At 70.9% G+C, this 19565-nt stretch carries 17 protein-coding genes and 2 tRNA genes; 3 read left to right on the top strand and 16 right to left on the bottom strand.

Annotation, left to right across the window (positions count from 1 at the left end; genetic code table 11):
- Positions 1-11: 11 nt before the first annotated feature.
- The 8 genes from MYMAC_RS22745 to MYMAC_RS22780 form a co-directional block, all read right to left on the bottom strand.
- Positions 12-3812, bottom strand: coding sequence for a rhamnosyltransferase WsaF family glycosyltransferase (locus MYMAC_RS22745; RefSeq protein WP_095959623.1), 3801 nt, complete (start codon positions 3810-3812; stop codon positions 12-14).
- A gap of 41 nt (positions 3813-3853) precedes the next feature.
- Positions 3854-5167 carry an ABC transporter ATP-binding protein gene (locus tag MYMAC_RS22750; protein ID WP_095959624.1) on the bottom strand — a complete coding sequence of 438 codons (1314 nt, stop codon included), beginning with the start codon at positions 5165-5167 and terminating at the stop codon, positions 3854-3856.
- Positions 5168-5175: 8 nt separating this feature from the next.
- The gene (locus tag MYMAC_RS22755; protein ID WP_095959625.1) at positions 5176-5958 is read right to left on the bottom strand and encodes an ABC transporter permease; all 783 of its coding nucleotides are present in this window, start codon (positions 5956-5958) and stop codon (positions 5176-5178) included.
- 199 nt (positions 5959-6157) lie between these two features.
- Positions 6158-6232 (bottom strand) — tRNA-Gly (locus MYMAC_RS22760).
- A gap of 51 nt (positions 6233-6283) precedes the next feature.
- A tRNA-Gly gene (locus MYMAC_RS22765) sits at positions 6284-6358 on the bottom strand.
- A gap of 81 nt (positions 6359-6439) precedes the next feature.
- Positions 6440-7129 carry a CDP-diacylglycerol--glycerol-3-phosphate 3-phosphatidyltransferase gene (pgsA, locus tag MYMAC_RS22770; protein WP_013941190.1) on the bottom strand — a complete coding sequence of 230 codons (690 nt, stop codon included), beginning with the start codon at positions 7127-7129 and terminating at the stop codon, positions 6440-6442.
- 13 nt (positions 7130-7142) lie between these two features.
- A complete protein-coding gene (locus MYMAC_RS22775) occupies positions 7143-8681 on the bottom strand; it encodes a tetratricopeptide repeat protein (protein ID WP_095959626.1) in 1539 nt (512 codons plus the stop codon).
- A complete protein-coding gene (locus tag MYMAC_RS22780; protein ID WP_013941192.1) occupies positions 8638-9324 on the bottom strand; it encodes a lytic transglycosylase domain-containing protein in 687 nt (228 codons plus the stop codon). The genes MYMAC_RS22775 and MYMAC_RS22780 overlap by 44 nt, the downstream gene beginning before the upstream one ends.
- 88 nt (positions 9325-9412) lie before the next feature.
- Here MYMAC_RS22780 and nadB point away from each other — a divergent pair, with 88 nt between their 5' ends.
- From nadB to MYMAC_RS22795, 3 genes are all read left to right on the top strand, one after another.
- Complete coding sequence (gene nadB, locus MYMAC_RS22785) at positions 9413-11002, top strand: L-aspartate oxidase (protein WP_095959627.1); 1590 nt, start codon at positions 9413-9415, stop codon at positions 11000-11002.
- Between the two features lie 93 nt (positions 11003-11095).
- Entirely contained in the window at positions 11096-11749 is a 654-nt protein-coding gene (locus MYMAC_RS22790; RefSeq protein ID WP_095959628.1) for a rhomboid family intramembrane serine protease, read from the top strand.
- A 1-nt stretch (position 11750) separates the two neighbouring features.
- Positions 11751-12344: an LOG family protein gene (locus MYMAC_RS22795; RefSeq protein WP_095959629.1), complete on the top strand. Its 594-nt coding sequence runs from the start codon at positions 11751-11753 to the stop codon at positions 12342-12344.
- 6 nt (positions 12345-12350) lie between these two features.
- Here the strand turns inward: MYMAC_RS22795 and MYMAC_RS22800 are convergent, their stop codons facing one another.
- The 8 genes from MYMAC_RS22800 to MYMAC_RS22835 all read right to left on the bottom strand — a co-directional run bounded on the left by MYMAC_RS22800 (position 12351) and on the right by MYMAC_RS22835 (position 19531).
- On the bottom strand, positions 12351-12983 hold the full coding sequence (locus MYMAC_RS22800) for a hypothetical protein (RefSeq protein WP_013941196.1): 633 nt from the start codon (positions 12981-12983) through the stop codon (positions 12351-12353).
- Positions 12980-13546, bottom strand: a complete 567-nt coding sequence (gene pyrE, locus MYMAC_RS22805; RefSeq protein WP_013941197.1) for an orotate phosphoribosyltransferase — start codon at positions 13544-13546, stop codon at positions 12980-12982. Before pyrE ends, MYMAC_RS22800 begins: the two co-directional genes overlap by 4 nt.
- Before the next feature lie 3 nt (positions 13547-13549).
- A complete protein-coding gene (locus tag MYMAC_RS22810; protein WP_204816901.1) occupies positions 13550-15247 on the bottom strand; it encodes a ParB/RepB/Spo0J family partition protein in 1698 nt (565 codons plus the stop codon).
- 63 nt (positions 15248-15310) lie between these two features.
- Positions 15311-16027, bottom strand: coding sequence for a bactofilin BacP (bacP, locus tag MYMAC_RS22815; protein ID WP_095959631.1), 717 nt, complete (start codon positions 16025-16027; stop codon positions 15311-15313).
- Between the two features lie 3 nt (positions 16028-16030).
- Positions 16031-16411 carry a bactofilin BacO gene (gene bacO / locus MYMAC_RS22820; protein WP_193364420.1) on the bottom strand — a complete coding sequence of 127 codons (381 nt, stop codon included), beginning with the start codon at positions 16409-16411 and terminating at the stop codon, positions 16031-16033.
- Positions 16408-16749, bottom strand: coding sequence for a bactofilin BacN (gene bacN / locus MYMAC_RS22825; RefSeq protein WP_002636699.1), 342 nt, complete (start codon positions 16747-16749; stop codon positions 16408-16410). The genes bacO and bacN overlap by 4 nt, the downstream gene beginning before the upstream one ends.
- A gap of 55 nt (positions 16750-16804) precedes the next feature.
- Positions 16805-17644, bottom strand: coding sequence for an alpha/beta hydrolase (locus tag MYMAC_RS22830; RefSeq protein ID WP_013941200.1), 840 nt, complete (start codon positions 17642-17644; stop codon positions 16805-16807).
- A gap of 12 nt (positions 17645-17656) precedes the next feature.
- Positions 17657-19531 carry a tetratricopeptide repeat protein gene (locus tag MYMAC_RS22835; protein WP_095959632.1) on the bottom strand — a complete coding sequence of 625 codons (1875 nt, stop codon included), beginning with the start codon at positions 19529-19531 and terminating at the stop codon, positions 17657-17659.
- Positions 19532-19565: the final 34 nt, after the last annotated feature.

Consider the following 19565-nt stretch of genomic DNA (forward strand, 5'->3'; position numbering starts at 1 on the left):
GCGCCCCTGATTCAGCCGGCGTGTTCCAAGGATGAAGTCCGGTCGTCCAGCAAGCCCTTCATGACCCGGTCCACCTCGGCTTCCCATGTCGTCCGGCGGACCCGCTCCGCGGCGTTCGCTCCGAGCCGCTTCCGCAGCGCGCCGTCCGAAACGGCGTCGCGAAGCCGGGCCAGTACGCCACTCGGGGTCGGCTCGGCAAGCAGGCAATTCTCGCCATGCGTCAACAGCCACCGATTGGTGGGATTGTCGTTCGTCACGACAGTGACGCCGCAAGCCATCATCTCCAGCGGCAGGTACGACGGGTGGCGGGTGAACATGAAACACAACCCGACATCACACTCGCGGTAGAGCGCGCCCGTCCGTTCCGCCGGCAACATTCCCAGGTTGGTGACAAGGCCCCGGACGCCGTAGGCCTCCGGGTCCCACTCCGCGCCCGCCGCGAGCACCTCCACGGCCGGCCCCAGCTCCCGCTTGAGCCGCGCCAGCGCGGCCAGGCCCAGCTCGAAGCCGTTGCGCTCGTTTCCCGGCCGTCCATAGAAGAACACGCGCACGGGCCCCTGGCGCGCGGGCCGGCGGGGGTGGAACACCGTCCCATCCACCGCGGGCTCGAACCACACGCCGTCCATGCCGTGCAGGCCCACGACGTGCTCGTAGAGCCCGGGCGTATTGAAGATGCCATGGAAGCCCAGGCCATACGTCTGCTCGGCCAGCGCGGACGGGGTGCCCGCCGCGTGGAACAGCGGCTCGTAGTCCTGGACGAAGTAGCCACGCACCCCCGCCCTGGGGTGGTGCAGCACGCGGTACGCGGACGTCCACGCGGTGGCCAGCGCCAGGTCGCACGGGGGCAGGCTCGCCACGTCCTCGGGACGCTGGAGCACGCGAACGGCGCCCACCGCGCCCGGGCAGATGGCCGCCACGCGCGCCTCGATGTCGCCGGGCCGCGTGTTCGGCTGGTCGTAGATGACGAAGTCGCTGCGCACGCCGTGGCGGCGCTGCATCAGGTCCGCGAAGCGGAAGATGGTATGAATGCCCGCGTAGACGTGGCCAAACGCGGGCACGAACCACGTCGCCGTCTCCACCTTTCCCTTCGCCCGCAGCGCCGCGAGGGCTCCCGGCGCCGACTCGCGCGAGGCACGGGCCTGCTCCGGTGTGAAGTCCCAGGCGTCCAGGTGCTCGATGAGGTGCCGCTGCGCCCGTGCCCGCTGGTCGGCGCGCACGTCCCGCGCGCTGGGCACGTCCCGTCCCAGCGTCCGCACCGCGAGCTGCTCGCCATCCTCCGGGTGACGGCGCAGGCCGCAGTCCGTGGCGGTCAGCGTGAGGTGGGGGCTGTAGTAGGGGTCTCCCTTCGGCCCCAGCCAGGGCCGGTAGGCGTCATACGACAGCCAGTAGTCCGCCTCGGGGATGGCGTCCGCGCGACGGCTGGCGGACTCATGGTGGATGAGGCGCGTCTGGGCCGTGCAGACCACGCGCAGCCCCTTCGCGTTCAGCCGCAGGCCCAGCTCCACGTCGCTGCCGCAGACCTGGAAGCGCTCGTCGAAGCCGCCCAGTGATTCGAAGACGTCGCGGCGGAGGATGACGCACGCGCTGGTGACGGACAGCCAGTTGCGCGTCCACCCGGTGTGCCCGAAGGGCGTGGTGATGGGCCCGTCCGGCAACCGCCAGAACGGGTGACCCGCGAAGCCCGTCATCCCCACCACGACGCCCGCGTGCTGCACGGTGCCTTCGGGGAAGAGCAGCTTGCACCCCACCGCGCCCACCTCGGGCCGCTGGGCCTGGGAGACCAGCTCGTCCAGCCAGCCGGGGTCCACGACCTCCATGTCGTTGTTGAGGAAGAGCAGCAGCTCCCCGGAGGCCTGCTTCGCCGCCCAGTTGTTGATGGCCGGGTAATTGAACGGGTGGTTCCACGTCAGCTTCACGAGGCGCGGATCCACCCACTGCTCCAGCAGCGCGAACGTCTCCGGCCGGGTGCTGTTGTTGGAGACGAGCAGCACCTCGAAGTGCGGATAGCGCGTGTGCGCCAGCAGGCTGTCCACCAGCGTGCGCAGCAGGTCCGGGCGGTCCTTGAAGGGCACGATGATGGAGACCTTCGGCGTGCCCCGCACCGGATAGCGGACCTGGTACTGCATGGGCGCCGGGCTCGTGACGTCCGCGGACTCGCCCTGGCGCGCCAGGTGCTCGGACAGCGCCCGCACACCGGCCTCAGTGGCCGAGGCGCCGCCTCCGGACGCGAGACGTCGCCCGGACGCCGGCTTCACGCGCCCGTGGTACAGCGGCTCCGCGACGTGGCCGATGTTCGAGGTGGCCTCGCTCAGGCGCAGCATCAGGTCATGCGTCTGCGCGCCGTCGAAGCCCTCCCGCAGCCCCCCCACCCGCTCCAGCAAGGCACGGCGGATGACGAGGAAGTGGCGGACGTAGTCCACCGAGCGCAGCAGGTCCGGAGACCAGTCCGGCTTGAAGAACGGCGCCGACCGCTGGCCCGCCGCGTCCACGCCGTCCTCGTCCGTGTAGAGGACCTCCAGCTCGGGCCGCGCCGCGAAGGAAAGGGCCACCTCCGCCAGGGCATGCGGCGCCAGCGTGTCCTCGGCGTCGAGGAGCCCCACCACGTCCCCTCGGACCACCGCGAGCGCCGCGTTGGCGGCCCGCGCGGTGCCTCCCGACGACGGCCGGGTGATGACGCGGATGCGTGGCTCGCCCGCGGCCGCCTCCTGGAGGATGCGCGTCACGTGCGGCGCGGTGCTGGCGTCATCCACCAGCACCCACTCCCAGTCTGCGTACGTCTGCGCCACCACCGAGGCGATGCACTCGCGAAGGAAGGCTTCAGAGGCGTCGTGGACCGGCGTGACGAGCGACACGCGCGGGCGCTGGGGCAGCGCCGCCACGGCCTCGCGCGCCGCGGCGATGCGCGCCGGCTCCCGGGCCGCGCACCACGCGGGGTAGTCCGCCAACGACGGCGGCTGGGGAGGCGCGGTCCGCGTGCCCAGGAGGTTGGCGAGCGCGAGCACCGCCTCGGCGTTGAAACGGGACTGGCGGCGCAGCACCTCGCCCCACAGGGCCTGGGTCGCGCGGAGCGCCCCGGGCAGGTCGCTGCCCGTCAGCGGCTCCCGCAGCGCCTCGACGCCCTCCACCACGCGGCGGGACTCGGCTTCTCCCGGGACCTTGAGCCCCGCCGCCGCGCGGACGGCGTCCACCATGGCCAGGTTCCACCGGGCCTGTCCCCGCAGCACGGCCTCCAGCACGGGGCCCAGCGAATAGAGGTAGCCCCGCTTGGCCAGACCCACCAACGCGCCCGCCACACGGCCCCGGTGCGAGCCCACCGCCCAGCGGGTGGGGTCCGCCAGCGGCTCGAGCTGCGCGACGGCCCAGGAGGACACGTCGTCACGCAGGCCCAGGGCCCGGTGCACCGTCAGGTACTCCAGCACGCGCACCAACGCGCGGTTGAAGCGGCCCTGCGGGCGGAGCATCTCGATGTGGAAGGGCTCCAGCCCGTTGACGAAGGCGCGCTTGGCGCCCGTCACCAGCTTGCCGCCGCGCGCCCGGTGCGACGGCGGAACGGAGAACGTGGTCGGCTCGGCGAGCCGGGCGGCCTCCTGGAGCGAGGACAGGGCCTGGCCCCCGTCGGGGAGCGCGCGGTGGAGCTGCTCCGTCACCAGGCGCAGCGCGCCCTCCAGGGCCTCGCGCTCGTCACACTGCTCGGGCGCGCAGGGCAGACGCTCCTCCAGCACCTTCCGGAGGGCGGCCGCCATCTGAGCAAAGTCCCCCGGACCAGGCGCCGCGGAAGGCCCCTGCGTCACTTCAGCCCACTTCTGCCACATGAGTCACCCTTCCCCGTGGGTACTGGCGCGCTCCGGCTCGCTCATCCCACCTCCACGCGCGGCGTGGCGCCTGGAGCGAACGGGAGGCCTTGCTGGGCCTCCGGGCCAGCCTCCACCAACCACCGGTGCGGAGGCCGGAACACGCCCTCGTCCTCCGACGCGGAGACCACGCGGAACGCACAACGCGCGGACGAGTCCCCCTTCCCGGAGCGGGCGGACACCACCAGCGAATAGTCACCGCCCAGGGCGCCCAGGCGTTCGACCAGGAAGCGGAGGATGCCGTGCGTGGGCATCCGAGTCAGCACCACCGCCTCCCGGCGGGTGCTCGTCTCATACAGCGTGCGGCCATCGGCGGCCTGGAGACGCACCTCGAAGTCCACGTCGTCGCAGGCGCCCTCCACCGAGAAGTCCGCGCGGAACTCCAGCGCCTGCTCCGGTGACACGACCTCCAGGGCTTCGCCCTGGGCGTCCGTCAATTGCACGCCGCGGATGCGGACCGGGCCTTCGGAGGAGAGGACGTCGGCGGGGACTTGCGGCAGCGCCCCGCCGCCCTCGGTGAGCGCCGGCGGCGTGAAGGCGACGGACTGCGCCTCGGCCAGGGAGATGGCCTCACGGTACTCGGCGGTGACCTCCGACGGCTTGCCCACGCGCCGGACGTAGCCACCGTCAATCCACGCCGCCAGGTCGCACCAGCGCTCCACGGTGCTCAAGTCGTGCGTCACCAGGACGATGGTCTTCCCCTGCCGCTTGAAGTCCATCATCTTGGCGAGGCTCTTCTTGCTGAAGTGCTCGTCACCCACGGCGAGGATTTCATCGATGATGAGGATGTCCGGGTCCACGTGCGTGGCCACCGCGAACGCCAGCCGCATGTACATGCCGCTGGAGTAGGTGCGCACCGGCTCGTCGATGAACTCACCCAGCTCGCTGAAGGCGATGATTTCATCCATGCGCGCCCGGACCTCGGCGCGCGTCATCCCCAGGATGATGCCGTTGATGAGGATGTTCTCCCGGCCGGAGAAGTCCGGGTGGAACCCGGCGCCCAGGTCCAGCAGCGCGGAGATGCGGCCGTTGATCTGCAGGTCACCGGAGGTGGGCGTGTAGATGCCGGTGATGAGCTTGAGCAGCGTGCTCTTCCCCGAGCCGTTGCGCCCGATGATGCCCACCGTCTTCCCCTTGGGGATGGTGAGGTTGATGCCCCGCAGCGCGGTGATGAGCGTCGCATCGCGAGCCTGGCGCTGACCGCGCAGCCAACGCAGCAGCTCCGACTTGAAGGTCGTGTACTCGCCCCGGATGGTCCGCTTCCGGAAGCTCTTCACCACGTCCTTCAGGATGATGGCGTCCATGGATTCAGGCATGCCGACGCTCAGATGGACTCCGCGAACTCTTCGCGGCGGGATTCGAAGATGGACGAGGCGCCCCACAGCAGCACCACGGACACAGCGGCCAGGGCCAGCAGCGGCCCGGAATCAGGAAGCCGGTGCTCGTAGAAGATGGCCTGGTACGACGTCATCAGGCTGACCATGGGATTGAGCGCCATCATCAACGAGCGGAAGCTCTCATCCTGGATGGTGGACAGCGGGTACAGCACGGGCGTGGCGAAGAACCACAGCGTCAGCAGGTTGCCCACGATGTGCTGCAGGTCCCGGAACGTCACGTTGATGGCCGCCAGGATGTACGTCAGGGCCAACGTGAAGGTGAGCTGGATGAGCACCACCACCGGGAACAGGACGACGTGCCAGGTGGGCCACTGCCCGTAGGCGATGCCCATGGCCAGCATCAACGGCATCGAGAGGACGAAGTTGCAGAGGTTCGTCACCACCACCGAGGTGGGCAACACCTGGGCAGGGAAACGCACCTTGGTCAGCAAGTCCCGCCGGTCGCTGATGGCGCTGGCGCCGCCGCCCACGGACGTGGAGAACCAGATCCACGGCAACAGCCCGGTGAACATGAAGAACGGGAAGTTGGGGATGTTCTGCTTCATCACCACGGTGAACAGCAGCACGTACACCAGCATGTGGAGCGTCGGATTCAGGAACGTCCACAGGAAGCCCAGGAACGAGCCGCGGTAACGCGCCTTCAGTTCCCGCTGGACGAGGCTGATGAGCAAGCCCCGGTACTGATACAGTTCACGGACGAGCCGAATCATGAGGGAGCCTTCTATAGCAGGGCATTCCACTGTTGCGAGGACGCCTGGCGCCCCCGGCCCCACGCTGATGACGCGCCCGGTGGCCGCTCACCCGGGGAGCAACCCTTCAACCGAGCGCCTGTCCGGCCCTGGCTCAGCGTCTGAGAATGCAGGACGCTGAAAAAACAAAGGCCCCCTGGTTTCCCAGAGGGCCTCGAATTGGAGCGGGAAAAGGGATTTGAACCCTCGACCCTCGCCTTGGCAAGGCGATGCTCTACCGCTGAGCTATTCCCGCGTCAGACTCTTCAAACTACAAGGCCCTCCGGCTTCCCAGAGGGCCTGATTTTGGAGCGGGAAAAGGGATTTGAACCCTCGACCCTCGCCTTGGCAAGGCGATGCTCTACCGCTGAGCTATTCCCGCATCAGGTACCGCACCTTCGTCGCCGCCGTGTGAGCGCCGGGGCGAAAGTGAGGTGCGGTATACAGAGCCCGTCCGGACCCGTCAAACACTTTTCGCGGGGGCTGGCTCTCCCCCTCGCTTCGCGAGCATGGCCAGGAACGCCCGGAAGTAGACCACCGCGCTCCACACCGAGAAGGCACCCGACAGGTAGACGAGCACCTGGCCCACCCGGTTGTAGTCCACCGGCACCGAGAAGCTGCCCAGCTCCAGCGGATGCACGTAGTGGACGCACAGCGAGATGATGCCCACCAGTTGGAGGGACGTCTTCCACTTCCCCTCCTGCCCCGCGGCGATGACCATGCCCTCGCTGGCGGCGATGGTGCGCAGCCCGCTGACGATGAGCTCCCGCGCCAGCAGCACGATGACCACCCACGCGGCGATGCGCCCCAGCCGCACCATCATCACCAGGGCCGCCATGGCGATGAGCTTGTCGGCCAGCGGGTCCATGAACTTGCCGACCACGGTGATGAGGTTCCACTTCCGCGCGAGGTAGCCGTCAACCACGTCGGTGATGGCGGCCACCGCGAAGACGAGCCCCGCCAGCAGCGAGTTGAGGGGGTCCGCGTCGTAGGTCAGCCACACGAAGAGCGGGATGATGAGGATGCGCCCCAACGTGAGCATGTTGGGCAGGTTCCAGAACTCCTGCACCAACACGCTGGGCTTGCGCGCCGCGCGCTTCCGGGCGCGCTCCTCTCGCTTCCGCTGTTTCCGCGCCGCTCGGTCCGTGGCCATGGCAGGGGCCCTTCTATCGGACACCGAGGGCAATGAGGGCAAAACCTTCACCGCCCAGCTCCACCGCCGCCCGGAGCACCTCCCCGGAGGAGGACTTGAGCAGCGGAACCATGCGCGGCGACAGGTTCCCCTGCCACCCCACCAGGTGCGTCAGCGGCACCGACACCGGCTGGTCCTGGCGCACCGCCACCGCGCGCAGCGGCCCGGGGAGGCTCAACAGCACCCGCCCCTGCCCTCGCAGGTGCACCAGGTCCAGGTCCGGCGCGATGTCCGACGGCACGCGGCCGTTCTCGAACATGATCGCTTCCTCGAAGGCGAACACGCACTCGTCGCGGAAGTAGGCAGAGTCCTCCCCCAGGTCCACCGCCAGGAAGGTGCGGGCCGCGGCCGGCTCCAGGTACAGGACGCCGCTGCCCCGGGCGCGCACCATCCGCGCCGCCCCCTCCCCGAAGGCCTTGTCCGTGGCCCGCCCCCGGAAGCGCTTCATCTCCGGCTGGAAGCCGAGCTGGCCCGTCAGCGCCACCAGTCCGTCCAGGCGCGTCAGCAGCTCCCCTTCCACGGCCACGCTGAAGCAGCCCGGTCCTTCGCTGAAGGGCCGCGCCGGCTCGCCGCCCGGCAGCACGACCGAGGCCGCGAGCCCGGCGAGCGACCGCCCCGCCCCTTCACCGGCAACGGACGACTCCGGCGAGGCGGGGGCCAGTGACGCGCCCTCGACGGCGGCGGGCGACTCCGGCGCCGCGGGGGCCAGCGACGCCGCGGGCACCTTGCGCAGGTGCAGGCGCGTCAGCGGAACCGGCGCCGCGGGCTCGCTCGCGGCCACCGCCGCGGACGTCTCCTCGAAGGCGGACTCGGGAGGCGACTCCTGCTCGGCGCCAGCGGCCACGTCTTCAGCCGCGGCGGGCGGGGCCTCCGCCAGGGCGCTGGGGCCCTCGTCCTCGGCGAAGCGAATCTCCTCCTCTTGCGCCTCGGGCGCCGGGGCGGGGGGCGCCGCCGGCGGAGGCGGGCTCGGCGGCTCCACGGGCCCGCCCCGGGGCGCGGGCGCCGCGGGGGCCGGCTTCCCGTAGGCCTCGCCCGCGATGGCGCGCGACATCTTCTCCGCCATCACGTCACTGCCCGCGAGCAGGAAGTGCTCCCGGGCGCGGCCGTACTCCCCCATCTGCGCCAGCGTGAGGCCCAGGTAGTTCTGGGCCTTCTGGTGCTCGGGGGCCAGGTCGGTGGCCGTCTCGAACTCGCGGGCCGCCCGCTGGAGCGCGGACGTCTTCAGGTACACGAGCCCCAGGTTCACCCGGAGCGTCGGGTCCACGGGGTTGTCGCGGACCAGCATCTCGTACAGCTCGGCCGCCCTGTCATACAGGCCGAGCTTGAAGTAGCAGAGGCCCAGCAGGTTCTGCGCCTTCTCCATGCGGGGCTGGAGCTGGTGGGCTCGCTCCAGGAACGGCTGGGCCTCGTGGACCTGGCCTGCGGCCAGCAGCTCGCCACCGAGGGAGAGCTGCTGGAGGAACTCGTCATCAGCGGGGCTGTGCTCCCCCCGCCCCTTCGCGCGCGTCGTCATTCTGGGATGTGGGCTCGCTGGGGCCGCTCGCGACGGCCGCCTCGCGCTCCTTGTAGTGGTAGTAGAGCTTGAGCACCTTGCGCACGTACCCCTGCGTCTCCTGATACGGGGGGACCTTGCCGCCGTAGCGCTTCACCGCTTCGGGGCCGGCGTTGTACGCCGCGACCATCTTCACCATGTCACCGTCGAACATGTTGGCGAGCACCCGCAGGTAGCGCACGCCCCCCTCGATGTTGTCGCGCTCGTCGAAGATGTCCTTCACGTACATGTCCGACGCCGTGGCCGGCATGAGCTGCATCAGCCCGCTGGCGCCCTTGTGGCTGAGCGCGTTGGGGTTGAAGTTGCTCTCGGTGTGCATGATGGCGCGCACCAGCGCCGGCGGGATGCGGTAGCGCAGCGCCGCGGCGGTGATGTGCGGATCCAACTCCGGCGGCGTCCGCTTGCGCCCCACCACCGGCGTGTTCTTCGTGGGGGCCTTGGTGAAGGTGCCCTTCAACGTCTTCGCCCGCTTGCTGCCCGCGGGCTGCACGTTCGTATAGATGATGGTGCCGTCCTTCTCGACGTACCGGTAGATGGCATCCGCCCCCGCCGAAAAGGGCAGGGCCAGCATGGCGGCGGCAAGGAACGCGGAAGGAGCACGCATATCGGGCCCACGAACCTTAGACACCCGCGGGAAAGTCCTCAAGAAAACGCCTTGTTTCCAGCACTTACAGTCGTTAAGGCTGCTCACCATGCCCCATCGGTTCGATTTCCTCGTTCTGGGAGGCGGTGTGGCGGGCCTCTCGTTCGCCCTCCAGGCGGCCCGCCATGGGACGGTGGCCATCCTCACCAAGCGTGACCGCTTCGAGAGCAACACCGCCTATGCCCAGGGCGGTATCGCCAGCGTGCTCGCGCCGTCCGACACGTTCGAGGCCCACATCGAGGATACGCTGGTGGCCGGTGCGGGGCTGTGCCACCGCGACGCGGTGGAAGTCACGGTGAAGGAGGGCCCCACCCGGGTGCAGGAGCTGGTGGACCTGGGCGCGGACTTCAACCGCCGCATCACCGGCGAGTTCGACCTCACCCGCGAGGGGGGCCACTCCGCCCGCCGCATCATCCACTCGGGCGACATCACCGGCCGCGAGGTGCAGCGCGCGCTGCTCGCCGCCTGTGACGAGGTGCCCAACATCACCTTCTTCCAGCACACGGCCGCCATCGACCTCATCCAGGACCGGCGCCGCCCCGCGCCCAGCGTGGGCCGCTGTCAGGGCGTCTACGCGCTGCTGGAGGGCGGCGAAATCGAGCGCTTCCTGGCCAAGGTGACGGTGCTGGCCACCGGCGGCGCGGGCAAGGTCTACCTGTACACGTCCAACCCGGACGTGGCCACCGGCGACGGCGTGGCCATGGCGTACCGCGCGGGCGCGAAGGTGGCGAACATGGAGTTCTACCAGTTCCACCCCACCTGCCTGTACCACCCGGAGGCCAAGAGCTTCCTCATCAGCGAGGCCCTGCGCGGCGAGGGCGGCAAGCTGAAGCTCAAGAGCGGCGCGTCCTTCATGGAGCGCTACCACCCCATGGGCGCGCTCGCCCCGCGTGACGTGGTGGCGCGCGCCATCGACGCGGAGATGAAGCGCACCGGTGACGACTGCGTCTACCTGGACATGACGCACCTGGGGCGCGCCTTCCTCGCCGAGCGCTTCCCCAACATCTACGCCACCTGCAAGGCGTTCAACATCGACATGGCCGCGCAGCCCATCCCCGTCGTCCCGGCCGCCCACTACATGTGCGGCGGCGTGGTGACGGACCTGGAGGGGCGCACCAACGTGCCGGGCCTGTACGCCATTGGCGAGGTCACCTGCACCGGCCTGCATGGCGCCAACCGGCTCGCCTCCAACTCGCTGCTGGAGGGGCTGGTGTTCGGCCACCGCGCCGTCCAGGTGGCCGCCGAGGAGGTGCGCGCCCAGCCCGTCCCCGCGGAGGACCCGCCGGCGTGGGACTCGGGCAGCGCGGTGGAGTCGGACGAGAGCGTCGTCGTCACCCACAACTGGGACGAGATTCGCCGGCTCATGTGGAACTACGTCGGCATCGTCCGCACGGACAAGCGGCTGATGCGCGCGCGGCGCCGGCTGGAGCTGCTGCGCGAGGAGATTCGCGACTACTACTGGCGCTTCAAGGTGACCCGCGACGTCATCGAGCTGCGGAACATCGCCGACGTGGCCTACCTCATCGTCGACTGCGCCAGCCGCCGCAAGGAGAGCCGCGGCCTGCACTACACCCTGGACTACCCGCACCCGGACGACCACCGCTGGCTTCGGGACACCGTCGTGTCCAGGGAGCCCTGATTTCGCATGTCCTCCCGTCCGCGACGCATCCTCGACGCGCCCTCCTCCGCCCAGGGAGGTGAAGGCCCCGGCACCCCACCGCCCGGCCCGCCCGTGAAGGGCCCTCCGCTGCCGCGGCCCTGGGTGTGCTACGCGCTCATCGCCTGCGCGGTGTCCCTCTACGTGGCCGAGCAGGTCCTCCCGCTCTCCCAGGTCGTCTCCAGCGAGCGCGGGCTGATGCACATCCCGCCCCTGGGCCTGTTCGGCCCCTTCGTGCAGGCGGGCCAGTACTGGCGGCTGCTGGGCGCGGTGCTGGAGCACGGCAGTCCCCTCCACCTCATCTTCAACATGTCGGTGGTGGTGACGCTCGGCTTCACGCTGGAGCGCGGCATCGGCAGCCTGCGCTTCTTCGGCCTGTCGTTGGTGACGGCGCTGGGGGCGTCCACCTTCTCGCTCATCTTCGACTTCGACGTGCCCACGGTGGGCGCGTCCGGAATGATTCTGGGCTGGGCGGGGGCCATGCTGCCCGTCGCCACGCGCGAGGGCCGCCGGGACTTGTTCATCTGGCTGGCGCAGGTGGCCGTCCTCAGCCTGCTGCCCTTCGTGAGCTGGGCGGGGCACCTGGGCGGCTTCCTCTTCGGCCTGCCCTGCGGCCTGGCCCTGCGGATGGGGCGCCAGGTCTACGCCCGCGCCCTGCCCATCCTGCTCTTCCTCTCCGTGGTGGTGGCGCTCTACGCCGCCCACCCCGAGCGACGTGGAGGCCTGTGACATGGAAGTGCGAAGTGTCTGTGTGTTCTGCGGCTCCCGGCCCGGCGCGCGTCCGGAGTACCTGGACGCGGCCACGCGCATGGGCGCCGAGCTGGCGCGGCGGGGGCTGACGCTCGTCTACGGCGGCGCCAGCGTGGGGCTCATGGGCGCGGTGGCGGACGGCGCGCTGGCCGCGGGCGGCAAGGTGGTGGGCGTGCTGCCCGGCTTCCTCGGCGCCAAGGAGCTGGCCCACCGGGGCCTCACGGAGCTGCACTCCGTCGGCTCCATGCATGAGCGCAAGGCGCTGATGGCGGAGCGCTCGGACGCCTTCGTCGCCCTGCCGGGGGGCTTCGGCACGCTCGACGAGCTCTTCGAAATCGTCACCTGGGCCCAGCTCGGCCTGCACCGCAAACCCATGGGCCTGCTGGACACGCGCGGCTTCTTCCAACCGCTGCTGGCCATGGCGCGGCACCACGCGGAGGAAGGCTTCGTGCCCGTGGAGCAGGTCGCGCCCTTCGCCGTGAGCGCGTCCCCCAGCGACCTGGTGGACCGGCTGCTCGCGGGGCCGACGATGCCGACCGTCGAGAAGTGGCTGAGGCGCCCCAGCCAGACGTGAGCCGCGCTACCGCGCGTTGACCTGCATGTCCGCCTTGCCCAACGACGAGGCCATGCGGAACGTCACCGTCTCCGTGCCGGGCGGAATGACGGGGCGCCCGTCGGACATCTGCGTGGGGAACTGAATCTCCCACCCCACCCAGAAAATGGACGTGTACGGGTAGTACGCCCGCGTCTGCATGTTCACCCGGCCCAGCCGGCGGATGCGCGACGGCGTCACCTCGCCGGCGGGCGTCACCAGCGCCAGGCGCCAGATGGAGTGCTTGTAGTCGAAGTCGGCGTAGACGAAGTCGTTGAAGTGCACGCCCAGGAAGAACTCGTGGACCTGCGCCGCCTCCGCCCGCTCCTCGGCGAGCATCTGCTCCACCTTCACCGTGGGGAGCTGCTGGAAGGCGGCCTGGCGGTGCACGCGCGCCTCGCGGAAGGCCTGCGTCTGCAACGTCACGCCCGCGAACACGCGGGTGTCGAAGCCGTCGTAGATTTCCTTGCTGCCGCTGTAGCGCGCCAGGATCTTCCGGTAGGAGTGCTCGGCGTGCTCGTCCGGCAGCGACGGCGGCGGATCACTGATGGCCGTCGGCGGCGTGGTGACACAGCCCGCGAGCAGCCCCGCCAGCGCCGCGGTGATGAACCGGCGCTTCACGGAATGAAGTCCTTGCGGGTGAAGAGCGTGTGCAGCCGGTGGCCCGAGGCCTCCACGGCTTCACGTCCGCCCTCCAACCGGTCCACCAGCGCGAAGGCGCCCAGCACCTTCAGGCCTTCCAACTGCGCCCGCTCAATGGCCTTGAGCGTGGAGGCGCCCGTCGTCACGACGTCCTCCACGATGGCCACCGCCGCGCCCTGCCCCAGCCCGCTCAGGCCCTCAACCCACTGGCCCGTGCCGTGCCCCTTGGGCTCCTTGCGCACGATGAAGGCCGCCAGCGGCGTGCCGGAGAGATAGCCGGTGAGGCTCACCGCGGACGCCAGCGGGTCCGCGCCCAGCGTCAGCCCGCCCACGCCCACGGCCTCGGGGGCCTCCCGGCGGATGGCCTCCAGGAACAGCCGGCCAATGAGGAAGTGGCCCTCGGCCAGCAGCGCCGTGCGCTTGCAGTCGATGTAGAAGTCCGACTCCTTGCCGGACGAGAGCACCACGCGGCGCCGCTCGAAGGAGCGCTCCGTGAGCAGCTCCAACAGCCGGGCGCGGTCACGCACGAGCGGTTCGGCCATGGCCTACAACCCCTCCAGGTAGGTGACGAGCTCCGACGAATACCGGAGCTGCATCAGGAGCTCCGCCTTGCGCGACTCGTCCAGCGCGGCGAACACGTCCGCCAGCAGCGAGAGGTCCTGATTGATGGCGCCGAGCCGCTGCGCCACTTCCTGCGCCAGCTCGTCGGCGTCAATCTCCTCCTCGACGCCCTCCGGCGCCAGGGTGTCCTCGGTGGCGAGCGCCTTCTCCAGCATGTCGCGGACGGCCGCGCTCAGGCGCCCCTGGGCCTCGAGCTCGTCGCGCTTCGCCTCCAGCACCTCCGGCCCCACCGGCGTGGCGTGGATGGCCTCCGCCAGCGACATCACCAGCGCGTCCTCGTCGGAGAGCCGCAGGTGGATTCGCGCCTGCACCGCGTCCCGCTTGAGGAAGCGCAGCGCCGCCACGCGCCGGAACCCGCAGACGAGCTGGTAGCGGTCCTCGCCCGCCGGGCGGACGTCCACCGGGAACAACTGCCCCAGCCGCGCGATGTCCGTGGCCAGCCCCGACACGTCACCTTCGGGGCGGAGCTTGAACGTGCTGTCGTCCTGCAGCTTCTCCAGCGACAGGAGCACCGTCGTCACCCGGCCCGACAGCCGCTGCTCGGGCTCGGCGAGGACGTCCTCCTGCGACGCGTCGTCCGAGGCGCTGCCCGCGTCGCCCTCGGGCTCGCCAGTCCAGAACGGCCCTTGCGGACGCTCCTCCAGCTTGGGCGTCGGCGGAGATTCCGCATCGCCCGGAGCCTGCGCGGCGCGGGCGTCAGCGCTGGCGTTGGCGCCCGATCCACTTCCGTCCTGCCCCTGGGACTCACTCACGGCTCGGTGCTCGCCCTGCGCATGAGACTCATCCTTGGCATGTGGCGCGTCGTGGCCGTGGGACGCCTCGCCGGCCTGAAGTCCACTGTCCTGCGAACCTGTCTGTTCCTGGGAGGCCTCCCGCGCGGCCTGGCCTTCGGCGCCCCCTGTGCCATTACCGGCCGGGGCGTCATCCGCGGTCGACGCGCCGTCGGCCTGGTGCTCGGCGTTCTGTCCGTGGGGCTCACCCTGAGCGGAAGGCGTGCCCTCCGTCTGGGAGTTGGCGTTCTCCCCCTGGGACGCGCTCAGAGCGGAGGGCGAGCTCTCAGCCCGGTGCTCGGCGTTCTGCCCCTGGGCGTCGCCCTGCTCCGAAGATGCACCGTCAGCCCGGTGCTCGGCGTTCTGCCCCTGGGAGTCGCCCTGCTCCGAAGATGCACCCTCAGCCCGGTGCTCGGCGTTCTCGCCCTGGCCTGCAGGCGTACCGTCAGCCCGGTGTTCGGCGTTCTGGGCATGGGGCGCGGCCTGGTCCGCGGGCGTGCCCTCGGCCTGGTGGCCTGCGTTCTGCCCCTGAGACTCGCCCTGTCCTACAGGCGTGCCCTCGGCGCCGTGCCCTTGTGGGGAATCGTTGCCCTGGCGCCCGGCGCCCTGCGGGGAATCGTCGCGCGGACGCTCGCCCTGCTCGGGCGACGCGCCCTCGGCCGGAGCGCTTCCTTCCGCCCGGGGCTCCCCCTGGCCCGGGGACGCGCCCTCGCGCGACTCCCCCGAAGCCTGCGAATCGGCGCTCACGGCACCGCCAGTGCCGCCGTCCTGCCCGGACGACGTCTGCGAGCCACCCTCGGGCCCAGCACCCGCCGTCCCATCCTGTCCATCAACCCTGTGCTCGGCGTCCATGGTGGCACCCCTGATATGCCCACGCACCCGCACCGCCACGACTGGCGGCGCGGGTGGTGCGCGCTAGCGGGTCTTCTTCTTCACCACGACCTTCTTCTTCGCGCCAGCACCCACCAGGACTGGCGTTGGCGGCTCGGCAGCGCCCGCCTGCTCAGCGGGCTCCGCGCGCTCCACGCGGGTCGGCGGAGGCGGCGGCAGCGGCTTGCTTCCCAGGCCACCCAACCCCGGACGGGTGATGGGCGCCGAGGGCCGCGTCGCCGCGGAAGGCGCCGGACGGGCGGGCGGCGGAGGCGGCGCCGGACGCGTGGGCGGCGGCGGAGGCGTGGGCCGCGCGGCCGGAATCGTCGGGCGCGCGGGCGTCGCCGTGGGGCGGCTCACCGCCGTGGGGCGGACCACCGCGGGGCGCTCGGCCGGCAGACGGCCCGGCTCCACGTCACCCATGTCCACGCGGCCGCGGAAGCTGGCCCCGTCCACGATGATGACGCGCGGGGCGCGGATGTCGCCCACCATGCGGCCTTCGCGGGTGAGCTCCACGCTCTCGGTGGCGTTGATGTTGCCCACCACCACGCCGCTGACGATGGCGTTCTTCACCGCCACGTTGGCCTTCACCACGCCCGAGGGCTCCACGATGAGGGTGCGGCTGAGCGTCAGCTCACCCTCCACGCGCCCGCGGACCGTGAGGTCCTCGTCGCCCGTCAACCGGCCGCTGATGAGGATGGATGGCCCCACCACGGTGTTGTCGACGGCGTTACTGCCTGAGAGCTCCTTCGCGGTGGCCACGAATCAGCGCTCCTTCATGTCCATGTCGACGTTGCCCTTGAAGGAGGCACCGTCGGCGATGAGGATTCGAGGCGCCTTGATGTCGCCCACCACGCGGCAGTCCGTCTTCAGCTCCACCTTGTCGCTGGCGACGATGTTGCCCGTCACGCGACCGGCGATCTCCACGTTCTGCGTCTCGATGTCAGCCTCGACGACGCCGCTGCCCTCCACGTAGAGGCTCTCCTTGAGGGAGATCTTCCCCTTCACGGTGCCCTGGATGACCAGGTCCTCGTCGCCGGAGATCTCCCCGTCGATGACGATGCTCGAGCCAATGACCGTATTCGCCATGAGTGTTGTCCGCCTCTCGAAAGGTGTGTGCCGTGCCGCGCGCGGCGTGAAGCTCAAATGTCGTCAGGAAGCCGTACGTCCATCTCGATGGAGCCGTTGAACACGGCCCCGTCCTCGATGACGACGCGGGGAGCCTTGATGTCGCCGGCCACCTTGGCCGAGGCGTTGATGGCCACGCGCGACGAGGCGTCGATGTTGCCGCTGGCCTCGCCGTTGATGGTCAACTCCTCGGCGCGGATGTCCGCCTGCACCTTGCCGGTGCTCTCGATGGTGAGGTGGTTCTTGAGGGCAATCTGCCCCTCCACCCGTCCCTCGATCACCAGGTCCCCACCTCCCGTGAGGTTGCCCTTGATGACGATGCCCTTGCCGATGATGCCCGTTTCACCCGTTGCCATGCGGTGACCTCACCCAGCGCCAGCTCCTCCCTAGGAGCCGGGCGACCTGATTATGTCAGAGATGCGCGGAGATCCAGCCGGAGATATCCCGGAACACCTCCGCACGGCCCACCTCGTTGAGCGGCTCATGCCGCATTCCGGGGTACTCCTTGAACTTCTTGTCCACCGAACCGGCCCGCTCGAAGTACTCGCGCGCCGCCGCCGGAGCGGCCACCCCATCCTCCGCGCCACACAGGACGAACAGCGGCACTTGAATCTTCGGCGCCAGCAGCACGGCCTGGGCCTGCGCCTTGGTGGATTCGACGAACCACCGCGGCGTGGCGATGGCCTGGTGGAGCGGGTCCTCCCGGGTGGCCCGCTGCACGTCCAGGTCATGGGAGAGGTCCTCCACCTTCAGCCCGGAGGAGATGCTCAGCCACGGCACCACCCTGCCCACCGCGCGCGCCGCGATGAGCTTCGAGGCCGGCGGTGTAATGGCCAGCTTCAGGTACGGCGCGGACAGCACCAGCCCCGTCAGCCCCTCCACCTGCCGGCTGGAGGCCCAGGTGGCCGCCATCAGCCCGCCGTGGCTGTGCGCAAGCATGAAGGCCTTCTTGCCCTCGGACACCGCGCGCACGCGCTCCCAGAAGACCTCCAGGTCGTCCAGGTAGTCCGGCCACTTCTCGCAGTAGGCCCGGCGGCCGTCCGCCTTGCCGTGGCCCCGGTAGTCGAAGCCGTGGACCGCGTAGCCCTCCGCCAGCAGCGCGTCCGTCACGAAGTGATAGCGGCCGAAGTGGTCACCATACCCGTGCACCACCGCGACATGCCCGCGGGGCTCGGCGTCTGGAAGGATGGACTTCCAGTACAGTCGTGTCCCGTCCCTGCCGGGAAAGAAGCCCTCGTCACTCCGCACCATAGGCGCACCAACTTAGCGGTCTGGCGCACGCGTGGGTAGCGCCTTGAGCTTGCGCTCCAACGCCGCGCGCTGATCCGGGGGCTCCGCGGACTCGGGGTCCAGCGTCAACACTTCCAGGGCCCGGCGCCAGGCCGCGGCCGCATCGTCCATCCGGGCCACCCGCTGGTAGGCATCTCCCAGGTGTTCGAGGATGACGGGCTCGTCCGGAGACAGCGTGGAGGCCCGCTCCAGCGCGTCCACGGCCCGTGCGTAGTCCCCACGCCGGAAGTACACCCAGCCCAGTGAATCCAGGTAGGCCCCGGTGTCCGGCCGCAGCTCCAGCGCCCGCCGCACGCGCCGCTCGGCCTCGTCCAGGTCCTGCCCCGCCTGCGCCAGCAGGTAGCCCAGGAAGTTCAGCGCGGCGGCGTGGTCCGGAGCCACGGCCAGCACCGCCCGCATGCGGGCCAGCGCCCCCGCGGCGTCACCCTGCCGCTCATGGGCCGCGCCCAGCACGTACAGCAGGTCCTCGTCGCGGGGGGAGCGGGCCACCGCCTCGCGCAGCAGCGCCAGCGCCTCCTTCCCCCGGCCCCGCCGGTGGAGCGTGGCCGCCAGGGCGTCATACAGCGCCGCGGAGGGCGAGGCGGCCAGGCCCTCGCGCAGCAGCAGCTCCGCGCGGTCCGGCGTGCCACCCCGCTCCAGGGCCCGGGCGAACTGGGCGCGGACGTCCACGTCGTCCGGCGATTCCCGCAGGGCGGCCCGGTAGAGCGTGAGGGCGCGGGAGTGCTCGCCCTGCAGGGACAGGCTGCGGGCGCGCCGCACGCGCGCGTCGGCGTAGACGTCCGACTCCGGAGGCACCCCGGCGAAGGCGTCCGCCGCGTCGGCGAAGCGGCGCATGCGCTCATGGACCAGCCCCGCGTAGTAGGCCAGGCGCGGCTCGCCCTGTTCGCCCCGGCGCGCCGCGTCCAGGACCTCCGCCGCCGCGCCCGGCTCGCGCGCGGCCAGGTAGCTGAAGGCCACCCGCACCGGCATCTCCGGCTCCGAGGAGAGCGACAGCAACCGGTCGAAGTACGCCTTCGCCCGGACGACGGAGCCGGCCTTCAGCGCCGCGCGCCCGGCCGCCAGCAGCACCTCGCGGCTGTCCGCGTCTCGCTCCAACGCCCGCGCCAGCGTCTCCTCCGCCAGAGCGGGCCGGTGGGTGTCCTCGTACAACTGCGCCAGGGCCGTCAGCACCTCGACGTCGCCCGGATCCTTCGCGGCGGCCTCCACCAGCAGCCGCTCGGCGCGCGCCGTGTCTCCCCGCTCCGCCAGGGCCAGCCCCAGGCGCCGGTAGCCGCTGGTCTCCCCCGGCAGCGCCTGGGCCTGCGCCGCCACCACCTTCACCGCCTCGTCCGGGGCCCCCATCTCCAGGTGGAGCTGGGCGAGGACCAGGTACGCCTCCGGCTCACGCGGCTTGAGGGACACGGCGCGGCGCAGGTGGAGGCGGGCGCGGGCGAAGCGCTTCGACTCGGTGAGGACGCGCCCCAGCAGCACATGCGCCGGGTAGTAGGCGGGCGCGCGCAGCACGGCCCGCCGCAGCTCGCGCTCGGCGCGCTTCAAATCCCCCAGGCGGGCGTACTCCTCGCCCAGCCGGGTGAGCAGCAGCGGATTCCCATCATCCGAGGCCAGCGCCAGCCGGAGCGCGTCCACCGCGCCCCGGTGGTCTCCGGCGTGGTGCCGCAGCCGGGACTGGAGGTAGTGCGTGTAGCTGGCGGACGAGGCGTAGCGGCCCTCATCCGCGGCGCCCGCGTCGATGGCCTCGCGCATCGCCTCCTTGTCGACGCGCGGCCGCCGTGACGGGGCGGCCGCGAGGACACCCGGCGCCACGAGGGCGGCCAGCAGGGCGGACACGAGGAGGCGAGAGGAGCGCACGCGAGGACGAGTCTAGCGTGAGCCCGTCCCGCGT

This window comes from Corallococcus macrosporus DSM 14697 (assembly GCF_002305895.1).
Lineage (GTDB): Bacteria > Myxococcota > Myxococcia > Myxococcales > Myxococcaceae > Myxococcus > Myxococcus macrosporus.